The following is a 19,002-nucleotide window of genomic DNA, read 5'->3' as shown; positions in this document are numbered from 1 at the left end:
CTCTGACTTATTCCTCGGCAAGGAAATCCAGTAGCGCCAGTTCGAACTCGTCAACCTGGCCATCTGCCTCAATCTGCGCGTCGAGCCATTCGCGTTCCGAATGCGTAACCTCATGCGCTGCCGCGACCTCAGCTTCGCGTGTGGTACCCGAGTCTTTGCGCCCGAACACCACGCCAAACGTATTAGGTGAACCCTTAGCCATCCGGCCAAGGAAGCGGCCGAAGCTGACCGACGTGTCGTTCATGAAGGTCTGCAATTCCTGCGCGCGCTCGCGGCTGATCTGCGCATCGGGATCGCTGTAACCCTGCAGGTAATTGGCAATGCCCTGCACGAACAGCTGCTTCCATTCGGGAGCATTGTCGGCGCCTAGAGTTGCATCCTTCAGGCGAAACAGCATTTCGGCCTCGTTGCGCCCGACTGCGGCCGGCCGCTCGCTCGCTGGCGCAAAGATGGCGCGACGCAGTAGCCTAGCCTCGGTGGCGTTCACATTGCCAGCCTCGAGCGCACCGCCATCGCGCGTGGGTCCGACGCCTTCGAGCACAGCACGTTCGACCTGGTGCAGTGCATAATCCTTGAGCGCGACCGGCACGTTCTGGGCGCGTTCGAATACGCGGACCAGCAGTTCAAGTTCGGCCATCGAACAAAGCAGGCCATCGGAGTCGATCTGGCCCATCAGCCAGTTCGCATTCTCGGCATCGACGAACCCTTTCGGCGCACGCTGGTTGACAACATATTCGACCAGGGCCTCGACGAAGAAATCGACCCATTCGGTCGTCTTCGACAGAATGGTATCGTTGAGCGCGAAGATCGCTTCAGCTTCGCTCTGCGAAATGTGCCCGTCCGGCCACGCCTCACGCCGCAATGCAAGTACTTCGTCGCTCGTTATTACGCCGTCTGCGCCGACTTTCTTCGCCAGCTCGCTGAAATGCACGCTCATTGTCGCCAAGTCCCGAATTGTAGGTCGGAAAGGCGTAGAACAGCAAGCTTAAGAGCGCCCTAACGCCGTCGCAGCGCGGCAACGCAGGCCGCCCGATCAACATCGAGCCCATCGCTGGCCCGTCGGGCATCGACATAGGTCGCGCTGGGTTCAGCCTTGGGTGCCAGGGGGTAGAGGAAGACGTCGAGCACGCAGGCCTCGCCCGCGAACTGAAGCTTGCGTGCATCGCCCTCTTTCACCGACAACCGCGGGGGCCCGAAGATATTGGCGAGTGCGGTCTCATTCTTTCCGATCACTCCTTCGAGCCCGGGCATTGCCATGACCCGCGGGGCGCGGAAGGCTCCGCTCGATGGGGCCGGGCGGACCACCTGTGGCGGCGGGGTTGCTGGCCGCCCCACGGAACCTTGCGGCGGCGGGCGAGTGGGCGCGGGAATGGGTGAGGTTACGCAGGCAGCCAGTAGCGGCAGCACCAGCACGATTGCGCTACGCATCGATCGGCTCCCTCTTGGCGCGATGCACAAGGTGTGTTGCGCTGGCTGCCCCGATAATGGGCGCCAGGAGATTGACCAACGGTACCGCCAGCAGCGCGGCAACGATCCCCCCAAGCGCAAAACGGGTCGGACCGCCGATCGGCGCGATCTCACCGGCGCCCTGGCGATGGCGCAACCACACCATGTCCTGCAACTCGCGCCCAAGCAGGAAGGCGTTGGCCGCCCAGAACACCAGGGCTGTCCCGACCCCGGTGATGAGCAGCGCCAGCGCCACCGGCAGCACGAGGAGGTTGACGAGCAAGGCGCGCCCGGTCGCCCGGAAGCTGTTCGAGAACTCCTCGGCGAAGGGCAGTTCACGAGCATTGGCAGCGTGCAGCGGATAGTGGCGCTGTTCGACCGCGCGGACTACCTCGTCGGCGAAGAATTGCAGCACCGCCAGCGCGACGAAACGGAACAGCAGCCAACCGCCCACCAGCGCTATCGCAAGGGCAACGATCCCTGCAGCGGCGGTACCGTAGTCATCCGGCAATGCCGTGGTCAGCCAAGCGCCGATGGCGGCATTGAGGCCCCACCATAGGATAGCTCCTGCAATGACGAAGATCGCCGCGGTCACTGCCATGCTCTTCCCGAGCACCCGCAGGATCGCCGGATCGCCAAGCTGGCCGATGGCAAGGCCGAGGGCGCGGAAAAGCGTCATCATAGGCGGCGGGCCTTGCGCGGGCCGATGGGCCAAGTCAACGCCGCCCTTGGCCAACACTCGTTGAACGGGTAACGGCGCCCGACACACCGAGAATCCCCCCTCCCTGGAGTACCCATGACCGAACCCCGCTACGACGTCATCGCCATCGGCAACGCAATCGTCGACGTGATGTCCCCCTGTACAGACGATTTGATCGAGGAACTCGGCCTCGCCAAGGGCGGGATGACGCTTGTCGACGAGGACGGCGCCCGCAGACTCTATGAAGCGATGGGTCCGGCTCGGGAAATTTCGGGCGGTTCGGCGGCCAACACACTCGCCGGCATGTCGGCCCTTGGTGCGCAATGCGCCTTTGTGGGCCAGGTGGCCAAGGACCAGTTGGGCGATGTGTTCAGCCACGATATCCGCGCTGTCGGGATCGACTTCGACACGCCCGCCCGCGAAGGCCAGCCTTCCACGGCGCGCTGCCTGATCTTCGTCACCCCCGACGGCGAACGCACGATGAACACATTTCTCGGCGCCAGTCAGTTCCTGCCGCCGGCCGCACTGGATGATGAACTGATCGCGAGCGCCAGCATCCTCTACCTCGAAGGCTATCTGTGGGATCCCGAGGAGCCACGCAGCGCCATGCGCCGGGCGATCGAAGTGGCGCGGGCTGCCGGACGCAAGGTTGCCTTCACTTCCAGCGAAAGCTTCGTGATCGATCGCCATGGCGACGATTTCCGCGCGCTGATCGAAGAAGGGCAGATTGATATCCTCTTCGTCAATGAACACGAACTCGCCTCGCTGACTGGCGAGAGCGACTTCGAGGCGGGCGTTGCGGCAGTCGCGGGCAAGGTCCCGGTTCTCGTCGCGACGCGCAGCGCCAAGGGCGCCATCGCGATCGCCTGTGGCGAACGGGCCGAAGTGGAAGCCGAACCGGTCGAGAAGGTGGTCGATACGACTGGCGCGGGCGACCTCTTCGCTGCCGGCTTCCTCACCGGCCATGCGCGTGGCGAAACCCTCGAGCGCTGCTTGCGTATGGGTGCGATCTGCGCGGCGGAGATCATCAGCCACTACGGTGCGCGCAGCGAGGTCGACTTGAAGGCGCTGGTCGTGGAGAAGTTGGGTTGATCCTTACACGTCCCGGATTCGATCCGGGGCGCAGCTTCTCCTTGCGGTGTTGTGCCGGGTTTCAAGCGGACGGAATCCCGGCTCAGGGGTCGAGGTGGCGAGAAGGATACTTACGCGCAGGCTCCTAGAACTGTCGTTCATTTAGCCCTAGGGCCCGAGCTATAACCAGCATCGGTGGCCTGTTGTAGTCTTCGCTATCGATGGTTTTTTTGCGCAGAAAGTCGAACACACATTCCCATTTCGAGACGCTGCTAACCAACCCGCAACCGGCGATCGGCATCGGCAACCAACGAAGTGGTTTGACCCTCAGAGAATGCAACTCACCTCGCGATCCGTCAGGGGACGTAATCGACAAGGTTTGGGTCTCTGTGTTGACGATGCCCTTGGTTTCGACCTGTCTGGCTACCTCGATCTGCATGATCCTCCGGGTCGGCTCACGCTTCCCGGAGTAGAGGCACAGGCCCGGGATCGTTCTGCGAGGCGAGCTCGGATCTGTTGAGTGGGCGTATACACTCGTGAATGATTGGGAGGTGTTGCTCCATGGATCGGGGCGTCTAGAGTCCCAACGTCCGGTCGGAGGGCAGCTATGATCCTCCATCCAGTTTGCGTGGGTTTCCAAGACACCGTGGGGCCGCTCGTAGGAAATGAATGCCCGTGGTAAGTCGTAGTCACGGACCAGTTCGCGAACCTGATAGTCCTCCCCGCGCAGGAACACCGCGTCCATACGTTCAGCATCGAAGGCAAAGCGTTGCGAAGCATTCTCGGTGTCGACCTGCTCGACAAGCCGGCTCGCCTCGTAGTGGCTATAGATGGCGGCGATCATGTATCCGCCGAACCAAAGCATGGGGAAGGCGGAGGCCCATCGCGGTGCTCGCCCTTCCCAGACTTCCTTGATCAGGAGAATGAAGCCTAGATTCACGAGTATTATCGACCAAGTCATGGCCAGAAAAATCATCAGGAATACCCCCGTCAGGGGGAATAACTGAAGTAGGATGACGAAAATTGCTGCCAGGAAGGATTTGGTAGAGCCAAGCATAGAGCGCTCTGTGTCACAGATATAACTCTAAACTACCTTAATTTAAAGTCGAGCATCTTACGATTTGTTGCTACCCCCGCTCCCGCCGAACTTCGCGCTGGCCGATATCGCGGCGGCAGAAGCCTTCGGGGAAGGTAATCGCGTCGACCGCGGTATAGGCCTTGCGCTGCGCCTCGGTCGCGCTGGCGCCCTTGGCTGTGACGTTGAGGACGCGCCCGCCGCTGGCGACCAGCTTCCCGTCGCCCAGGGCGGTGCCTGCGTGGAAAACCTTGGCGCCCGCAGCCTCGGCATCGCCAAGATCGATCGCGCCACCCTTTTTCGGCGTGCCGGGATATCCTTCTGCCGCCATGACCACGGTCAGCGCGAACTCATCGGCGAGCTTGGGCGGAGCAATCTCGTCCAACCGCCCCTGCGCACAGGCGAGCATCAACTCGACGAGGTCGCTTTCGAGCCGCATCATCAGCACCTGGCATTCGGGATCGCCGAAGCGCGCGTTGTACTCGATCAGTTGCGGGCCGTCCTTGGTCAGCATCAACCCGGCGTAGAGGACACCCGAATAGGGCATGCCCTCCTCGCGCATCGTGCGCACGGTCGGCTCCACGATTTCGCGCATGACTCGCGCCTGGAGCGCCTCGCTGAGCACCGGTGCGGGGGAATAGGCACCCATGCCCCCGGTGTTGGGACCGGTATCGCCTTCTCCCACGCGCTTGTGGTCCTGCGCGGTGCCGATGGGGACGATCGAGCTGCCGTCGGTCAGCGCGAAGAAGCTCGCTTCCTCGCCGACCAGGAATTGTTCGATTACCACCTCGCTGCCGGCGCTGCCGAACTGGCCCCCGAACATGTCGTTCAGGGCCTCCTGCGCCTCCTCGCGGGTTTCGGCGATCACTACGCCCTTGCCCGCTGCCAGGCCGTCGGCCTTGAGCACGAAAGGCGGGTCGAAGCGCTTGAGCTTGCCCCAGGCCTGCTCGAGCGAGGTGCAGCGTTCGTAGCGCGCCGTCGGGATATTCGCGCGCTTGCACAGCTCCTTGGTGAAGCCCTTGCTGCCTTCGAGCTGCGCAGCCTGCTTCGACGGCCCGAAGGTATCCAGTCCCGCAGCGCGAAGCGAATCGGCCAATCCGTCGACCAGCGGTGCCTCAGGGCCGATAACCACGAGGTCGATCGATTGGGCGCGGCAGAATTCGATGACCGCCGCGTGGTCGGTTGCATCGAGCCCGATGCACTCCGCTTCCTGCGCGATGCCGGGATTGCCAGGGGCCGCCCACAGCTTGTCGCACAGTGGTGATTGCGCCAGTTTCCATGCCAGCGCATGTTCGCGCCCGCCGCTGCCGAGCAGAAGGATATTCATGGCCGACGTTCCCACCCCTTACGATGACGATATTGATGACGGTGAGGGGCTGGTAGCGAAGGGCCGCGCCGGGGACAACGCCGCGCCGCTAACGATCAGCGAAATCTCCCAAATGCTCAAGCGTACGGTCGAGGAGCGTTTCGGCTTCGTCCGACTGCGTGGCGAGCTCTCGGGTGTCAAACGCGCAGCTTCGGGCCATTTCTACTGTGCATTGAAGGATGAGGGCGCAGTGCTCGACGGCGTCATGTGGCGCGGCAATGCCGAGCGCCTGCCTTTCCGGCCAGAAGACGGGCTTGAGGTGGTCGCGACAGGCAAGCTGACGACCTATCCGGGGCGCTCGAAGTACCAGATCGTTATCGATCGGATGGAGCTGGCAGGCGAAGGCGCGCTGCTGGCGCTGCTCGAGAAGACCAAGGCGCGACTGGCGGCGGAGGGGCTGTTCTCCCCCGAACGCAAGCGCCCGCCGCCTTACCTGCCGCGCACCATCGGCGTGGTCACATCACCCACCGGTGCGGTGATTCGCGATATCCTCCATCGCCTTGCCGACCGCTTTCCCAGCCGGGTGATCGTCTGGCCGGTGCTGGTGCAGGGACAAGGCGCGGCAGAGCAAGTGGCGGGCGCGGTGCGGGGCTTTTCCGCGCTGCCTGCGGGGCACCCCGACCGGCCCGACCTCGTCATAGTCGCACGGGGCGGCGGTTCGATCGAGGATTTGTGGAGCTTCAACGAGGAAGTCGTCGTGCGTGCGATCGCCGAGTGCTCGATCCCCACGATCAGCGCGGTGGGGCACGAGACCGACACAACCCTGGCCGATTTCGCCGCCGACCGTCGCGCCCCGACGCCGACCGCTGCGGCGGAGATGGCGGTGCCCGTGCGCGCCGAGCTCGTCGCCACGCTCAAGGATTTCGGGGCGCGCAAGGAGCGGGCGATCCTGCGCCCGGTGCAGCTCGGGCGCGAGCGGCTGGAGGCGCGCGTGCAACGCCTGCCCGCGCCCGAGGCGCTGCTCCAGCCGCCCGCCCAGGCGCTCGACGAGGCTGCCGAACGACTCAGGCGCGGGTTGATGGACCGCGCGGCGCAGGGACGCGAGCGGCTCGGCCAGCTACGCCTCTCGCCCTCCGTACTCGAGCGCGGTCTGCGTGATGCGACGCGGGCATTGGCGGGGCAAAGGCTCATTCCAGCCCTTGTGGAGCGGCCGCTGGCGGAACGTCGCGAGCGGCTCGCCGCATTGGCGCGGCTGGCAGATACACTCCATCCCGACCGGCCGCTTGAGCGCGGATATGTTCGGGTGGTTGCGCCCGATGGGCGAACGCTGACGGACAAGGCCGATGCGGCGAAGGAGCCGGCGCTTACGCTCAAGTTCCGCGACGGCGATCTTGCGGTTTCAACCGGTAGTACTCCGCCGCCTGCCGCCCCGCGCAGGCCCCGCTCGACCGGAACACCGCCGCGCCAGGACGATTTGTTCGGCTGAGCCGTAGGTGCTAGGATAGCCCCATGCTGATGAACAAGAATTCGACACCCTCGGGTGGTGAGGCACGGTTGCACTATGGACCCGGCGGCTTCCGCGTGCTGCGCGCGGGCCAATACGTTGTCTGCGCGATGAGCGGGGTGCCGATTGCCCTCGAAGAATTGCGCTACTGGTCGGTCGAGTACCAGGAGCCCTATGCCACGCCGGTACTTGCGACCGAGCGACTGAAACCGTGAACTGGGGCCGGGTCGCGCCGCTCCTCACCATGATCGCTACGCTGGGCTGCGCACCTTCGCCCGATCAGGTCGAGTCGGCGGCGGAACGCGTGGTGGCAACCGTGGTCCAGCCGGGAACCGCGTCGCCTTCCGAGAGTCGGCCTGCTGCCTTTGCGATCGAGGGCGAAGTGACACAAGGAGGCTGGATTCGCGGCACAGCACCGGCGGGCACTGTTTCATTGACGCTGGACGGCCAGCCATTGGCGTTCGATGAAGCGGGGCGATTCTTTGCTGCGTTCGATCGCGATGCGACGAGCTCGGCTACCCTGTCGGCGACGCTCGATGACGGTCGCGTGATCAGCAATCCGCTCGACGTGTCACCGCGTGCCTGGCAAATCGAGAGAGTCAACATCGCGCGTCGTCCCGGCGGGGCGTCCGAAGCCTTTATGAAGGCCCGCCAACCTGAACTGGATGCGATCTGGAGCGCCCGCCAGAAGCTGACTGACGCGCAAGGGTGGCGCCAGCCTTTCATCTGGCCGGTTGCGGGGCGGATCTCGGGCCGCTTCGGCTCGCAGCGCATCTACCGCGGCGAACCGGGCAGCTATCATTCGGGGATCGACATCACCACCGGCACCAGCGGCACACCCTATGTCGCGCCCGCCGATGGCGTGGTGGTTCTGGCGGTGCAGGGCTACAGCCTTGAAGGGAACCTGTTGATCATCGATCACGGCAACGGGCTCAATAGCGCGTTCCTCCATTCTTCTCGGCTTTACGTGAAGGAGGGCGATGCGGTGAAGCAGGGCCAGCATGTCGGCGATATCGGCTCATCCGGACGGGCAACTGGCCCGCACCTGCATTGGAGCCTCAAATGGCACGAGGCGCGGCTCGACCCGCTGCTGTTCACTGGGCCGATGCGCTAGCCGCGTCCACGCTAGGCTTCTACTATCCGCCATGTGTCGCACGCGCCTTGCCCTCAGTCTCGCCGTCTTAGCCGCCGCTGCGCCCGTCACCTGGATACATACCTCGCCACCCAATCCGGTCGTTGCCCCTCATGCGGCGATCAAGCCGATCCCTTTCCAGGCGCAGCGCTTCGGCCCCCTCGAGCTTGTCGGCGCCTGGCAAATTGCCGGGGCCGATTCGGGGTTCGGAGGATTCTCCGCGCTGATCACACTTGCTGATGATCGGTTTGTCGCCGGCAGTGACAGCGGGCGAAAGCTGGTCTTCCGGCGGCCCGACCGTGGAAGCGGCCTGGCGCTGCTCAGCCACCTCGGCCCAAGGCGCAAGGTAGAGAAGGCGAATCTCGATCTCGAATCGCTAACCCGCGATCCTGCAACCGGAACGGTTTGGGCCGGGTACGAAGGCAAGAACCGCATCGTGCGCTTCGGTCCCGACCTCAAGGTTTCAGGCCGTGTCCGCCCTGCCGCGATGCGTGATTGGGGCGCCAATAGTGGTCCCGAAGCCTTTGCAAGGCTGGCCGACGGTCGATTCCTGGTCATCGAAGAGGGAACCGGAAGCTGGTTTTCGGACAAGCATCAGGCGTTTGTCTTCTCGAGGGACCCGGTCGAGGACGAAAAGCCGCTCGAGCTATCCTTTGTTGCACCTGACGGATATCGACCGGTCGACCTTGCGCCGCTCGACAACGGCCGGGCCCTCATTCTCTTCCGCAAGCTGGAGATTGGGTTTCCACCTGGCTTTGGAACCGCGATTGGCGTGGTGGATATCGATCGGACTTCGGACGATGGGATACTAACGTCGCGTGTGCTGGCGCGCTTCACTGCCCCAATCCCGCAAGACAATTACGAGGGCATGGCGGTTACCGACGATCCCGATGGCAGGCATGTCTGGCTGATCTCCGATGACAACTTCGTGCACTATCAGCGTACCTTGCTGCTCAAGCTGAGCTGGGACCAACGGCAAAAAGCGCGCGAGTGACCCCGCGCGCTCTTGCGTTAGCTATTAAGACAGCACCGAAGTGCTGCGGCCTTAGGCGGCTGCAGCAGCCTTCTTCAGCTCGCGCTTCACCTTGAGGGCGCGCGCCGACAGCTTCGTGTCGCTGGTCTTGAGCAGCCAGTTGTCGAGACCGCCGTTGTGTTCGACCGAGCGCAGGCCCTGGGTCGACACGCGGAACTTGTAGCTGCGATCGAGCTTCTCGCTCATCAGCGTGACGTTCTGCAGGTTCGGCAGGAAGACCTTCTTGGTCTTGTTGTTGGCGTGGCTCACATTGTGGCCAACCTGGCGGCCCTTGCCGGTGAGTTCGCAAATGCGCGACATGATCGTCTCTCGTTCAAATGGCTGGGCGAGTTCCCTTATCCGCTTTCGGCGGGGGGCCTCGATTTGTCCCGGAAAGCGGCGCGCATAGCGGCGGCCTCCCGAATCGTCAAGCACGTTGCGCCCTCCGGCACAGCAGTCTAGCGCGCTTGCACCATGACCGGCTGGACCCTCCCACACCCCATGCAGCGCGCCCTCGCGCTTGCGGAAGAATCGGCGGCAGCCGGTGAAGTGCCAGTTGGCGCCGTGGTTGTACATGCCGGGGCGATTATTGCCGAGGCCCATAATGCCCCGCGAGCAAACCTCGATCCCACCGCTCACGCAGAGATCCTCGCGATTCGCCGGGCGGCGGAGGTCCTGGGTAGCGACCGGCTGGTCGATTGCGAGCTCTGGGTCACGCTCGAGCCCTGCGCGATGTGCGCAGGGGCTATCGTCCATGCACGGATCGGCAAGCTCTACTACGCCGCCAGCGACCCCAAGGGTGGTGCGGTGGAGCATGGCGCGCGGGTTTTCGACCAGCCGCAATGCCTGCACCATCCGGAGGTTTATTCTGGCATGGGCGAGGCGAAGGCGGGTGATCTCTTGCGCGAGTTCTTCCGCGGCCGTCGCTAAAACCCGCGCCAGATCTTGGCGGGAGCATCATCACTTTCGCCACGGCGGCCGCGGTCACAGGCGGTCGGCATGAAGCGCCTGTCGTAACAGAGCTGGATCTCCTCGAGCCAGCCGCGTCGATTGAGATGCACACCCACAGCTTCGGAACGCCATCCCGGATTGGCATCGGTGAAGCGAGTACGGATTGTTCCGGCAGTCAGGCCTTCTTCGCGCGAGATTCGGTCGAAATCGGGCATGCGTAGGCCGCTCCACAGGATGCGGGTCACGCGGAAGTATGTTTCGGGGCGCCGGGTCATGCAGCTGCCGTGTTTGGCCCACTGGTTCACCACCAATGAGGTCGACGGCGAAAGGCACAGATTGGGGCGAACTGCTTCTACCGACAGGGGCGATTGAATGGGGCACCACTGCGGCCAACTGCGCCCACTTTCGGGCCAAAGCCCATGCACGACCATCCCGAAGCGCCCCGCGCGACCTGAGCACTGCCGCTTGTGGCGCACCTCGTTTTCGCGCCCGCGGCAAAACTCCGGGCTCCAGCTGAGCGCCAACGTATAGCCGGTGACTGGAAGGCGGCGAACCGGACCATCGGGCGATAGCTGCGGCAGCTCGACACTTGCGGGCAGGCGACACTGATAGGACTGCGCGCCAGCTGAACCCGCCGGAGACGCCAGCAGCGCGGCGAGGGCGCAGCCCTTAAGCCAGTTAGCCGCCCCGCTTTTCAGCAAACCAGGCCTTCGCGTCAGGCTGGAACAGGAAGAATATCGCAGCAATGCTCAGCAACGTGCTCAGAGTGTTGAAGGCCTGCGTTGTTCCGGTAGCCAATTCGCTGCCCAGCCCGACAAACAGTCCAAGGATACCGAAGGCAGCAATGATGGCCAATATCCATTTCATCAGTTCGATCCGCAGAACCGAGATGAGGAACCATAGCGCAAGGCTGATGGCAGTGCCAACTACCAGGCCAATGATTAGGCCACCAGATACCAAACCACCCGCGCCGGCCTCAGGCAGTTCTGCGCTCACTTGTTCAACGGCTGCACCGTAACTGAAGAAGAATCCAATCAGGCCGACAACAATCGAACCGATGTAAAGTCTATCGAAATTCTTAATAGACGAAGGTTTCATTGCATGCTCCCCAATAACATTGTTGGAGATGCCGCAAAATTACAGTGGCGTAAAGTCCAGACCGATATCGGCCGCAGGCGCGCTTTGGGTCAGGCGGCCGACGGATACGAAATCGACTCCGGTTGTAGCCTTAGCTCCGATGGTGTCGAGATTGATGCCCCCGCTCGCTTCTGTCGGCACCCGGCCGGCGATCAGTGCCACGGCCTCGCGCAGCACTTCAGGTTCCATGTTGTCGAGCAGCAGCCGCGTTGCACCGGCGATCAGTGCGGGTTCGATCTGGTCGATCCGGTCCACTTCGCAGATGATTTCCTTCACCCCCGCATCCACGGCGCGGCGGACGGCTTCCCCAACCGAGCCGGCGACGAGCACGTGGTTGTCCTTGATCATCGCAGCGTCCCACAGGCCCATGCGGTGGTTCGCCGCGCCACCCATGCGCGTGGCGTATTTCTCGAGCACCCGCAGGCCGGGAATGGTCTTGCGGGTATCAAGCAGCGTGCAGGCGGGGTTGTCCATTGCCTGGACATACTGCCGGGTCAGCGTGGCAATACCCGAGAGGTGCTGGACTGTGTTGAGGGCACTGCGTTCTGCGGTGAGCATTGCTCGCGCATTTCCCTCCAGCCGCATCAGATCGGTACCTGCCGGGACATATGCCCCTTCCTCGACCAGGATCTCAATTGCCATTAGGGGATCGAGTGCGCGGAAGAACGCCAACGCGATCGGTAATCCTGCGACACAAATGGCATCGCGTGTGTCCATGACGCCGGCAAAACGCGCGTCGATGGGGATCACGCTCTCGCTGGTTACGTCCCGTCCGCCACCAGCTAAGCCTTCGCCGAGGTCTTCTGCTAGTGTGTCGTGGACGAAACGGTCGAGATCGAAACCGGGGAGCGAGAAGTTCATGCAGGCCTGTCTCGCGATTCGGGTTGGCTTTGTCGAGGGGCCTTTGCCTCGCCTCAGGCCCGGGTGCGGTGGAAAGGCAGGCGGGTCGAGCGCGCAACGTCGGCCAGCGAGCGATTGTCGAGCACTTGCAGAAACGCGTCCACGGCTTCGCCAAGCGTCGGGGTCAGCCCACAAGAAGGGGCAAGGATACAGTTCGCGCAATCGGCCGAGCTCAGGCTCGGTTCGGTCAGGCGGACGACCTCACCAATGCTGATCTCATTCGCCGGTTGGCCCAACCGGAATCCGCCGTTACGTCCCCGAGTGGTTTCCAGCAGGCCCGCATTTGCCAGCTGGTTGACGACCTTCATCGCGTGATTGCGCGAAATTTCTTGCTCCTGAGCGACTTGCGCAATCGACAGCAGGCGATCCGGTTCTATCGCCGCCTGTAGCAGGATGCGTAGCGCATAGTCCGAGTGGGTTGTGAGGCGCATTGCCTTTCTCCGGAAAGATACAGTTGACATGCATCATTTATCTGGCGATGAATAGATGCATATTCAAAGCATCATAAAGGAAACGACTTTGGCCAATCCCTTGAGTCCTTCGGTCATTGCCACTGTCAAAGCGACGGCCCCGGCGTTGCGTGACCACGGATTCGCGATCACCCAGCGCATGTACGAGCGCCTGTTCGTCGATCCGGACGTGAAGGCACTGTTCGACCAGGCTGCGCAGGAATCGGGCGAGCAGCCGAGGCGGCTTGCCGCGGCAATCCTTGCCTATGCCGAGAATGTCGACAAGCTCGAGGCCCTTGCGAAGCCGGTCGAACGGATGGTTGCCCGCCACGTCGAAACCGGGGTCAGGCGCGAGCACTACCCGCTGGTTGCGGACGCGCTGCTCCCGGCTATCGCCGACGTACTGGGTGACGCCGCGACACCGGAAGTTCTCGCCGCCTGGGGCGAGGCCTACTGGTTCCTTGCCGACCTGCTGATCGGCCTTGAGGAAGCGCGCTACCGCGAGCCCGCAGAATAGGCTGCCGAGGTTCGCGAACCTCGCGCAATTGCCGGCTACGGCAATCGCGCGGGATCAATGCACGAAGCGGGCCACGACGTCGCGATAGGAGCGCGAGACCTTTACCTCCGCCCCGCTGTCGAGCACCAGGAAACATTCTCCATTGGTGTGCGGCTTGACCTGCCTGACCTGGTCGAGATTGACGATAGTCGAGCGGTGCACGCGCTGGAACTTGCGCGGGTCGAGCCGGCGTTCGAGATCCTTCATCGTCTCGCGCAGGATCAGCGAATTGTCGCCGGTATAGATGCACATATAGTCGCCGGCGGCCTCGATATGCTCGATCGTATCGACCTCGACACGAAAGATCTGGCCGCGGTCCTTGACGTTTATGAGTCTCTCGAATCGGCTCGCCGCTTCGGCATCGTCGCTCGCCAGCTCCTCGGCTGCTTCGGGCGCGACTTCGGAGAGCACGCTCTTGAGTTTCTCCGCCTCCTCGCTCGATTTCTTCTCGGCCAAGCGTACCCGCACCCGTTCGATGGTATCGGCTAGCTTGTCCTCATCGACCGGCTTCATGAGGTAGTTGACCGCATTGGCCTCGAATGCGCGGATCGCGTGCTCCTGAAATGCAGTGACAAACACGAACAGCGGTGGCTCGATCTCCATCACGCCCTGGACGACGCTGAAACCGTCGAAGCCCGGCATCTGGATGTCGAGGAAGACGAGGTCGGGCTTGAGCGTCTTGATCGCGCGGATCGCTTCGCGCCCGTTCTGGCAGGTTTCAATGATCTCGACATCGTCGAACGGCTCCAGCCGAAGCTGGAGGCCCTGGATGGCGAGTTTCTCGTCGTCGACGAGGATGGTGCGAATGGTCATGACGTTGGCTGTGCTTTCCGGGGAGGTTGCAGCGTATGAACGGACGAGGCGCCCGTAGGTTTCTGGATCGCTGCGGTTTGCCGCGCCTTGGCTGGCGCTGCGGTGAACGGGACCTTCGCTTCGTCGGCCTCATAGGGCAGTTCGATGAGAACGCTGAAGCCGCCGGTTTCGGGTGACCGGATTTCGAACCGATGTTCTTCGCCATAGGCCTGCGCAAGGCGGTCGCGGATATTGGCCAGGCCAACCCCGGTCGAATCGCGCCGTGCGTGGGTGGGGCGAACGGCAGGCAGTCCTTCGATAATGGTGTTGGAGGCCATGCCCGGACCGGTATCGGAGACGATCACCCGGAGGCGCGGCCCAACGACCTGCGCGCTCACGCTGATCTCCGCGCCATCCTCCATCGGGCTGACACCGTACTTGATCGCATTCTCGACCAGTGGCTGGAGGAGCATGGACGGAAGTTGTGCCTTGGCCGCTTCGGGATCGATGCGGAATTCGGTGCGCAGCCGCTCCTCGAAGCGCATGCGTTCGATATCGAGGTAGAGTTTCAGCGTTTCGACTTCCTGCGCGACCGTGACCTTGCCACCAGGCTGGGTGACCAGTGTATGTCGCAGGAAGCTCGACAACCGGGTGAGCATGGCATTGGCGGTTTCGGTCTGCTTCAGCAGCACCAGCGTGCTGATCGAATTGAGGGTGTTGAACAGGAAGTGCGGGTTGAGCTGGTAGCGAAGCATGGCGAGTTGCGCGCTTGTCGCCTGCGCTTCGAGCCGTTCGAGCCGATCGGTCTGCGCCTCGACCTGGAGGAAGTAATTGATGGCGTAATAGAGCGCCGACCAGGCGCCCAACAAGGTTAGGTCATACGAATAGAGGCCGAGGAAAAGGCGCACGAAGCCGCCATCATTCGATGGCCTGGTCAATTGCAGCACCCAACTGTCGATGAAGGCGAAGACGCCGACAGCCAGCGCTAGCACCACGGCTGTTCCCCCCCACATCACCAGTGGGCGGCGGTTCATCAGCGCGCCATAGATCACTGCAAGGATCAGGCTGAGCGAGAATCCGGTGATCGTCGCTATAACGATGATGACCAAGGCGTCGATCGGTTGGCCATTGGCGACTGCCGACATGGCGCGCAGCATCGCGGTCCCGCCCCAGCCGGCGAGCTGGAGGTTCCAGAACGCCTGGTTCTTGTTGGCGAAGAACGGCGTCGGGCGAATGGGCAACACGGCCATGCGCGCCTCCTCTAGCCCAATTGCGACGAATTGCGCCAGTCGCTACACTCATTCCCGCTGACGAAGTGAGGGAGAGACGCGATGGGCGTGCACGAAACAATCGACCACGAAAGCCGTGAACGGGCCAAGTTCCGCGAAATGAAGGAAGGAACGGCGGAAGACTGGGCGATCATCGGAGGCGAGTATCGTGCCTTCGCCAAGGGCTTGCCCGACCGTGTGCTCGACCACCTCAAGCTGCTCGATGGCGATTTTGGAGGTTTCCCCGTCGATCGGCTGGAGCATTCATTACAGACCGCGACCCGGGCCCACCGCGACGGCCGCGACGAGCAATATGTGGTGATGGCCCTGCTCCACGACATCGGTGATACGCTGGGTAGCTACAACCATCCCGAAGTTGCGGCTTCGATCATCAAGCCTTTCGTCAGCGAGGAAGTGCACTGGATCTGCCAGAATCACGGCGCTTTCCAGGGCTATTATTACTTCCACTTCCTCGGCATGGACCAGAATGCGCGCGACCAGTTCCGCGATAATCCGTATTTCGAGGCATGCCGCGAATTCTGCGAGAAGTACGACCAGGCGGCATTCGATCCTGACTACGACAGCGAGCCGCTCGAGTTCTTCGAACCCATGGTTCGCCGCGTGATGGAGCGTCCGCTAGCCTCGATGTATGCAAAGGCAGTCGCCGAAGAGTAAGGTCTCAGCCTTCGGCGTCGAGCGCTTCCGCCAGCCTTTCGTAAGGTACCAGCCCTTCGATCACTTCGCTGCCCGCAACCCAGCTCGGCGTACCGGTAAAGCCAAGCGTGCGTGCGAACGACATGGTGCGCGCGATCTCCTCCGTGGCCTCATCCGATTGGGCAAAGGCTTCCGCTGCCGCCATGTCGAGGCCGGCGGCCTGCGCAGCCTGGGCAATACTCGCCTCGCTCGGTGGACCGAGCTTGAACATGGCGTGGTAGAAGGCCGCAAACTTGCCCTGCTTTGCTGCTGCGAGGCCCATTCGAGCAGCGGCTTCGCTGCCTTCGAAAATAGGCCATTCGCGGACAACCACTTTCACCTCGGAATCGGTGGCAATCAGCTTGTCGATCTCAGCGATGCTCTGCCGGCAATATGTGCAACCATAGTCGGTGAACTTGACCAGCACCTTGCTGCCCTGCGGATTGCCGAGCACGGCGCCGGGGAAGGGGACGCCAACTTCGCCCGCGATGCCTGCCAACCGTTGCTGGGCTTGGTCGCGCTGGTAGGCCTCCGCCATCTCCGGCAGAATCTCGGGGTGCGACAGCATGTATTCGCGGACCTGGCTGTCGCCTAGTCCACTGACCGACCACAGGCCAGCGCCTGAGAAGCCGAAGACGAGCGCGATCAGCGCGGTAAGGATGTGGTTCTTCATATCTGCCCTTTGGCGCCGATCAGCGCCGCTCGCAACTGCGGCCCCGTTCCAATTCGCACTGCCGTTCCAACAAGGCACGTGCTTCGAACCCGATGTCCTGCGCCCGTAGCCAATCTGGCGTGCCGGTTTCCAGCCCCGCTTCCGCCGCCTGTGCGCTCCTGATGGCGAGCGCATAGGCACCGCTCAGCACCTGCTGTTCGGCGCTCGCCAAGCGCGCGCGGGGGATGTCGCCCCGGGCGGCATAGACCACGCCAAGCTGGTACCAGGCGAAAGGGTTATAGCGATCGCGTCCAACCGCAGCGCGAAGCACCCGTTCCGCTTCCTCGAAGTTTGCGGCATCTTCGGTCGCAATCAGGGCATGGCCGAACAAGCCGGCAATCAGCGGTTCCGCATTGGTGAGCTGAGTCGCCCGGCGCAACGGTTCAAGCGCTTCGGTCGGGCGACCAGATTCGAGCAGCACCTGACCCTTGAGTTCGAGGAAATAAGGATCGTCGGGATTGCGCGCGAGCAACGCGTCGGTGGTCGCCAATGCGCGGTCGACATGGGCCGACTTGTGATAGGCATAGGCGCGGGCATAGAGCGCCGGGACTGTCTGGCTACTTTCGGGATAATCGCGCAAGGTTGCGGCGGGCTTGGCGATATAGCCGGTCAGTTTCGCCTTGACCCTTTCGAAACCTGCCTGCTGCCGGGCGTTGGCCGACGCGTTCCAGGCAGGGTCCCTTTCAAAGACCTCCTTCAGCCGCGCGATGCGATCTCCGGACAGCGGGTGCGTGCGATAGAAGCCGGCCTCGTCCGACTGGCTGTAGCCATAGCGGAACTCCTGGTTGAGCAACTTGCCGAAGAATGCCAGCGACCCGCGCCCCGAAATGCCTGCCTTGGACAGGAAATCGGCACCGGCGAAGTCGGCCGAAGACTCCTGGGTACGACTGAACGAGAGGAAGTTGCCGAGGGCCGCCTGCTGGCCAAGTCCGAGCAGCCCGATGGCGGCATCACCGGATCCGGCCAATGCGGCGCCGACCCCGGCGATCAGGCTGAGGATCGAGATCTTGGTGGCCGCCGCCGCGCCGTCGCTATAGCGCAGCACGTGGCCGCCCGTGATATGTCCCAGTTCGTGGGCGATCACACCCTGGACTTCCTCCGCCGTATCAGCAGCTTCGATCAGGCCGGAGTGGATGTAGACCGCCTGGCCGCCGGCAACGAAGGCGTTGATCGAGGGATCGTTTATCAGCACGATCTCGACATTGCCGGGTTCCAGCCCGGCCGCGGCGATCAGCGGGGCGGAGATATCATCGAGGAATGCTTCGGTCTCGGCATCGCGCAGCACACTTTGCGCGGCGACAGGCTGGGTTGCCAGCATGGTGGCAGCAAGGGCGACAAGCAGGCGACCGGGAAAGCGCATTACTGCCTGCTAAGGCCTTTCGGCCTGAACCGGAACTGAAACGTCCGTTACCCGACGCGCGAATGTCGCAATGCGTGCGGCGACATCGCGGCGATGACGCCATGGGGCAGCCAGCGAGATCAGCGGTGCATTGTGATCCATGGCAGGGTAGAATGCCGTCTCGACCTGCGCCGTTTTGGTACCGAGAGCCGCGGCGAGGGCCCGCGTATTGCGCGGCTTGACCAGCGTATCCTCTTCGCCATGGACCAGCAGCATCGCTGGTGCGTCGCCACGCGCATGGTTGACCGGCTGGCTTTCAGGTCCGGCGCCAACGGTTTCGAAAGTCAGCTTCGCCGAGTCATTGGTAAAAGGGTGGAAATCGTAGGGGCCAGACAGCCCTGCAACGCCCTTGATGGCGGATTGCGGGACCCCTGCTTCAGCCAGCCAGCGCTGTTCGAGCACCACTTGCACGGCGTTGTAGGCCCCTGCCGAGTGGCCGGAAAGCACGATCCGATCGGGGTCGCCGCCGAATTTGCGGACATCGGCACGAGCCTGCGCAATGGCCCGGGCAGCATCCTGGAGCATGGCGGGGTAGCGCCCCTCTTGGCCAAGTCGATAGCCAGCCAGCACGACGACGAAGCCTTCGGGCGCCAGCGCCCTTGCGACGAAGCCGTAATCGTCGGGATCTCCCGACTGCCAGCCGCCGCCATGGAAGAAGATGAGGGCCGGCAGATCGTGGCCAGGGGCTGCTGGTACATAGTATCGCAGCTTCTGCGCGGGCTGTTCGCCGTAGCTGGCGTGCGCCACCAGTCGTACACCACGATCGCCGCTCGCAAGACGATCGATGGCATCGAGTACCGCGGGACCGTTGACGAGGATCGCTACCCACAAGGTGGCTGCGACCAGGACAAGCAGGGCGATGTACATGCCGAAGACCGGGAGCATGCGTTTCACCTTGT

The 19,002-nt window shown here is 63.1% G+C and carries 23 protein-coding genes; 8 read left to right on the top strand and 15 right to left on the bottom strand.

Annotation, left to right across the window (positions count from 1 at the left end):
• Positions 1 to 7 precede the first annotated feature (7 nt).
• From HQR01_RS05455 to HQR01_RS05445, 3 genes are read right to left on the bottom strand one after another with little or no spacing between them, the layout of a single operon-like run.
• The gene (locus HQR01_RS05455; RefSeq protein ID WP_173213266.1) at positions 8 to 937 is read right to left on the bottom strand and encodes a hypothetical protein; all 930 of its coding nucleotides are present in this window, start codon (positions 935 to 937) and stop codon (positions 8 to 10) included.
• 59 nt (positions 938 to 996) lie between these two features.
• A complete protein-coding gene (locus tag HQR01_RS05450; RefSeq protein ID WP_173213264.1) occupies positions 997 to 1,428 on the bottom strand; it encodes a hypothetical protein in 432 nt (143 codons plus the stop codon).
• Positions 1,421 to 2,128, bottom strand: coding sequence for an EI24 domain-containing protein (locus HQR01_RS05445; protein WP_173213262.1), 708 nt, complete (start codon positions 2,126 to 2,128; stop codon positions 1,421 to 1,423). The genes HQR01_RS05450 and HQR01_RS05445 overlap by 8 nt, the downstream gene beginning before the upstream one ends.
• A gap of 114 nt (positions 2,129 to 2,242) precedes the next feature.
• Here HQR01_RS05445 and HQR01_RS05440 point away from each other — a divergent pair, with 114 nt between their 5' ends.
• On the top strand, positions 2,243 to 3,238 hold the full coding sequence (locus HQR01_RS05440; RefSeq protein ID WP_173213260.1) for an adenosine kinase: 996 nt from the start codon (positions 2,243 to 2,245) through the stop codon (positions 3,236 to 3,238).
• A 124-nt stretch (positions 3,239 to 3,362) separates the two neighbouring features.
• Here the strand turns inward: HQR01_RS05440 and HQR01_RS05435 are convergent, their stop codons facing one another.
• Entirely contained in the window at positions 3,363 to 4,274 is a 912-nt protein-coding gene (locus HQR01_RS05435; protein ID WP_173213259.1) for a hypothetical protein, read from the bottom strand.
• Between the two features lie 70 nt (positions 4,275 to 4,344).
• A complete protein-coding gene (gene purD / locus HQR01_RS05430; protein ID WP_173213257.1) occupies positions 4,345 to 5,619 on the bottom strand; it encodes a phosphoribosylamine--glycine ligase in 1,275 nt (424 codons plus the stop codon).
• Here purD and xseA point away from each other — a divergent pair.
• From xseA to HQR01_RS05410, 4 genes are read left to right on the top strand one after another with little or no spacing between them, the layout of a single operon-like run.
• The gene (gene xseA / locus HQR01_RS05425; RefSeq protein ID WP_173213255.1) at positions 5,618 to 7,084 is read left to right on the top strand and encodes an exodeoxyribonuclease VII large subunit; all 1,467 of its coding nucleotides are present in this window, start codon (positions 5,618 to 5,620) and stop codon (positions 7,082 to 7,084) included. The two genes, purD and xseA, sit on opposite strands and share 2 nt — an antisense overlap.
• A gap of 23 nt (positions 7,085 to 7,107) precedes the next feature.
• Positions 7,108 to 7,317, top strand: a complete 210-nt coding sequence (locus tag HQR01_RS05420; RefSeq protein ID WP_173213253.1) for a DUF2093 domain-containing protein — start codon at positions 7,108 to 7,110, stop codon at positions 7,315 to 7,317.
• Positions 7,318 to 7,346: 29 nt separating this feature from the next.
• Positions 7,347 to 8,216 carry a M23 family metallopeptidase gene (locus tag HQR01_RS05415; RefSeq protein WP_173216160.1) on the top strand — a complete coding sequence of 290 codons (870 nt, stop codon included), beginning with the start codon at positions 7,347 to 7,349 and terminating at the stop codon, positions 8,214 to 8,216.
• 31 nt (positions 8,217 to 8,247) lie between these two features.
• Entirely contained in the window at positions 8,248 to 9,228 is a 981-nt protein-coding gene (locus HQR01_RS05410) for an esterase-like activity of phytase family protein (protein ID WP_173213251.1), read from the top strand.
• A gap of 51 nt (positions 9,229 to 9,279) precedes the next feature.
• On the opposite strand, the gene rpmB is transcribed toward HQR01_RS05410, so the two are convergent.
• A complete protein-coding gene (rpmB, locus tag HQR01_RS05405) occupies positions 9,280 to 9,567 on the bottom strand; it encodes a 50S ribosomal protein L28 (RefSeq protein ID WP_173213249.1) in 288 nt (95 codons plus the stop codon).
• Positions 9,568 to 9,720: 153 nt separating this feature from the next.
• Here rpmB and HQR01_RS05400 point away from each other — a divergent pair, with 153 nt between their 5' ends.
• A complete protein-coding gene (locus tag HQR01_RS05400; protein ID WP_173213247.1) occupies positions 9,721 to 10,176 on the top strand; it encodes a nucleoside deaminase in 456 nt (151 codons plus the stop codon).
• Here the strand turns inward: HQR01_RS05400 and HQR01_RS05395 are convergent.
• From HQR01_RS05395 to HQR01_RS05380, 4 genes are read right to left on the bottom strand one after another with little or no spacing between them, the layout of a single operon-like run.
• Positions 10,173 to 10,898, bottom strand: coding sequence for a ribonuclease T2 family protein (locus HQR01_RS05395; protein ID WP_325064536.1), 726 nt, complete (start codon positions 10,896 to 10,898; stop codon positions 10,173 to 10,175). The genes HQR01_RS05400 and HQR01_RS05395 overlap by 4 nt on opposite strands.
• On the bottom strand, positions 10,876 to 11,295 hold the full coding sequence (locus tag HQR01_RS05390) for a hypothetical protein (RefSeq protein ID WP_173213245.1): 420 nt from the start codon (positions 11,293 to 11,295) through the stop codon (positions 10,876 to 10,878). Before HQR01_RS05390 ends, HQR01_RS05395 begins: the two co-directional genes overlap by 23 nt.
• Before the next feature lie 39 nt (positions 11,296 to 11,334).
• Entirely contained in the window at positions 11,335 to 12,195 is an 861-nt protein-coding gene (gene nadC, locus HQR01_RS05385) for a carboxylating nicotinate-nucleotide diphosphorylase (protein ID WP_173213243.1), read from the bottom strand.
• 53 nt (positions 12,196 to 12,248) lie between these two features.
• Complete coding sequence (locus HQR01_RS05380; RefSeq protein ID WP_173213241.1) at positions 12,249 to 12,665, bottom strand: Rrf2 family transcriptional regulator; 417 nt, start codon at positions 12,663 to 12,665, stop codon at positions 12,249 to 12,251.
• A gap of 88 nt (positions 12,666 to 12,753) precedes the next feature.
• Between HQR01_RS05380 and HQR01_RS05375 the strand changes: the two genes are divergently transcribed.
• Complete coding sequence (locus HQR01_RS05375; RefSeq protein ID WP_173213239.1) at positions 12,754 to 13,200, top strand: globin domain-containing protein; 447 nt, start codon at positions 12,754 to 12,756, stop codon at positions 13,198 to 13,200.
• A gap of 54 nt (positions 13,201 to 13,254) precedes the next feature.
• On the opposite strand, the gene HQR01_RS05370 is transcribed toward HQR01_RS05375, so the two are convergent.
• Both HQR01_RS05370 and HQR01_RS05365 read right to left on the bottom strand, forming a co-directional pair.
• The gene (locus tag HQR01_RS05370) at positions 13,255 to 14,052 is read right to left on the bottom strand and encodes a LytR/AlgR family response regulator transcription factor (protein ID WP_173213237.1); all 798 of its coding nucleotides are present in this window, start codon (positions 14,050 to 14,052) and stop codon (positions 13,255 to 13,257) included.
• A complete protein-coding gene (locus tag HQR01_RS05365) occupies positions 14,049 to 15,281 on the bottom strand; it encodes a sensor histidine kinase (protein ID WP_173213235.1) in 1,233 nt (410 codons plus the stop codon). Before HQR01_RS05365 ends, HQR01_RS05370 begins: the two co-directional genes overlap by 4 nt.
• Positions 15,282 to 15,362: 81 nt before the next feature.
• On the opposite strand from HQR01_RS05365, the gene HQR01_RS05360 reads away from it, so the two are divergent.
• Positions 15,363 to 15,974, top strand: coding sequence for an HD domain-containing protein (locus tag HQR01_RS05360; protein ID WP_173213234.1), 612 nt, complete (start codon positions 15,363 to 15,365; stop codon positions 15,972 to 15,974).
• A 4-nt stretch (positions 15,975 to 15,978) separates the two neighbouring features.
• On the opposite strand, the gene HQR01_RS05355 is transcribed toward HQR01_RS05360, so the two are convergent.
• Genes HQR01_RS05355 through HQR01_RS05345 form a run of 3 tightly spaced genes read right to left on the bottom strand, consistent with a single transcriptional unit; the run spans position 15,979 to position 18,988 of the window.
• Positions 15,979 to 16,665 carry a DsbA family protein gene (locus tag HQR01_RS05355; protein WP_173213232.1) on the bottom strand — a complete coding sequence of 229 codons (687 nt, stop codon included), beginning with the start codon at positions 16,663 to 16,665 and terminating at the stop codon, positions 15,979 to 15,981.
• A 19-nt stretch (positions 16,666 to 16,684) separates the two neighbouring features.
• Entirely contained in the window at positions 16,685 to 18,064 is a 1,380-nt protein-coding gene (locus tag HQR01_RS05350) for a M48 family metalloprotease (protein ID WP_173213230.1), read from the bottom strand.
• A 9-nt stretch (positions 18,065 to 18,073) separates the two neighbouring features.
• Entirely contained in the window at positions 18,074 to 18,988 is a 915-nt protein-coding gene (locus HQR01_RS05345; RefSeq protein WP_173213228.1) for an alpha/beta hydrolase, read from the bottom strand.
• Between the last annotated feature and the right edge of the window lie 14 nt (positions 18,989 to 19,002).

The organism is Erythrobacter mangrovi, from assembly GCF_013260645.1.
Classification (GTDB): Bacteria; Pseudomonadota; Alphaproteobacteria; order Sphingomonadales; family Sphingomonadaceae; genus Qipengyuania; species Qipengyuania mangrovi.
Note: the sequence above shows the minus strand (reverse complement) of the source record. Positions and strands in the feature narration are given on the sequence as shown.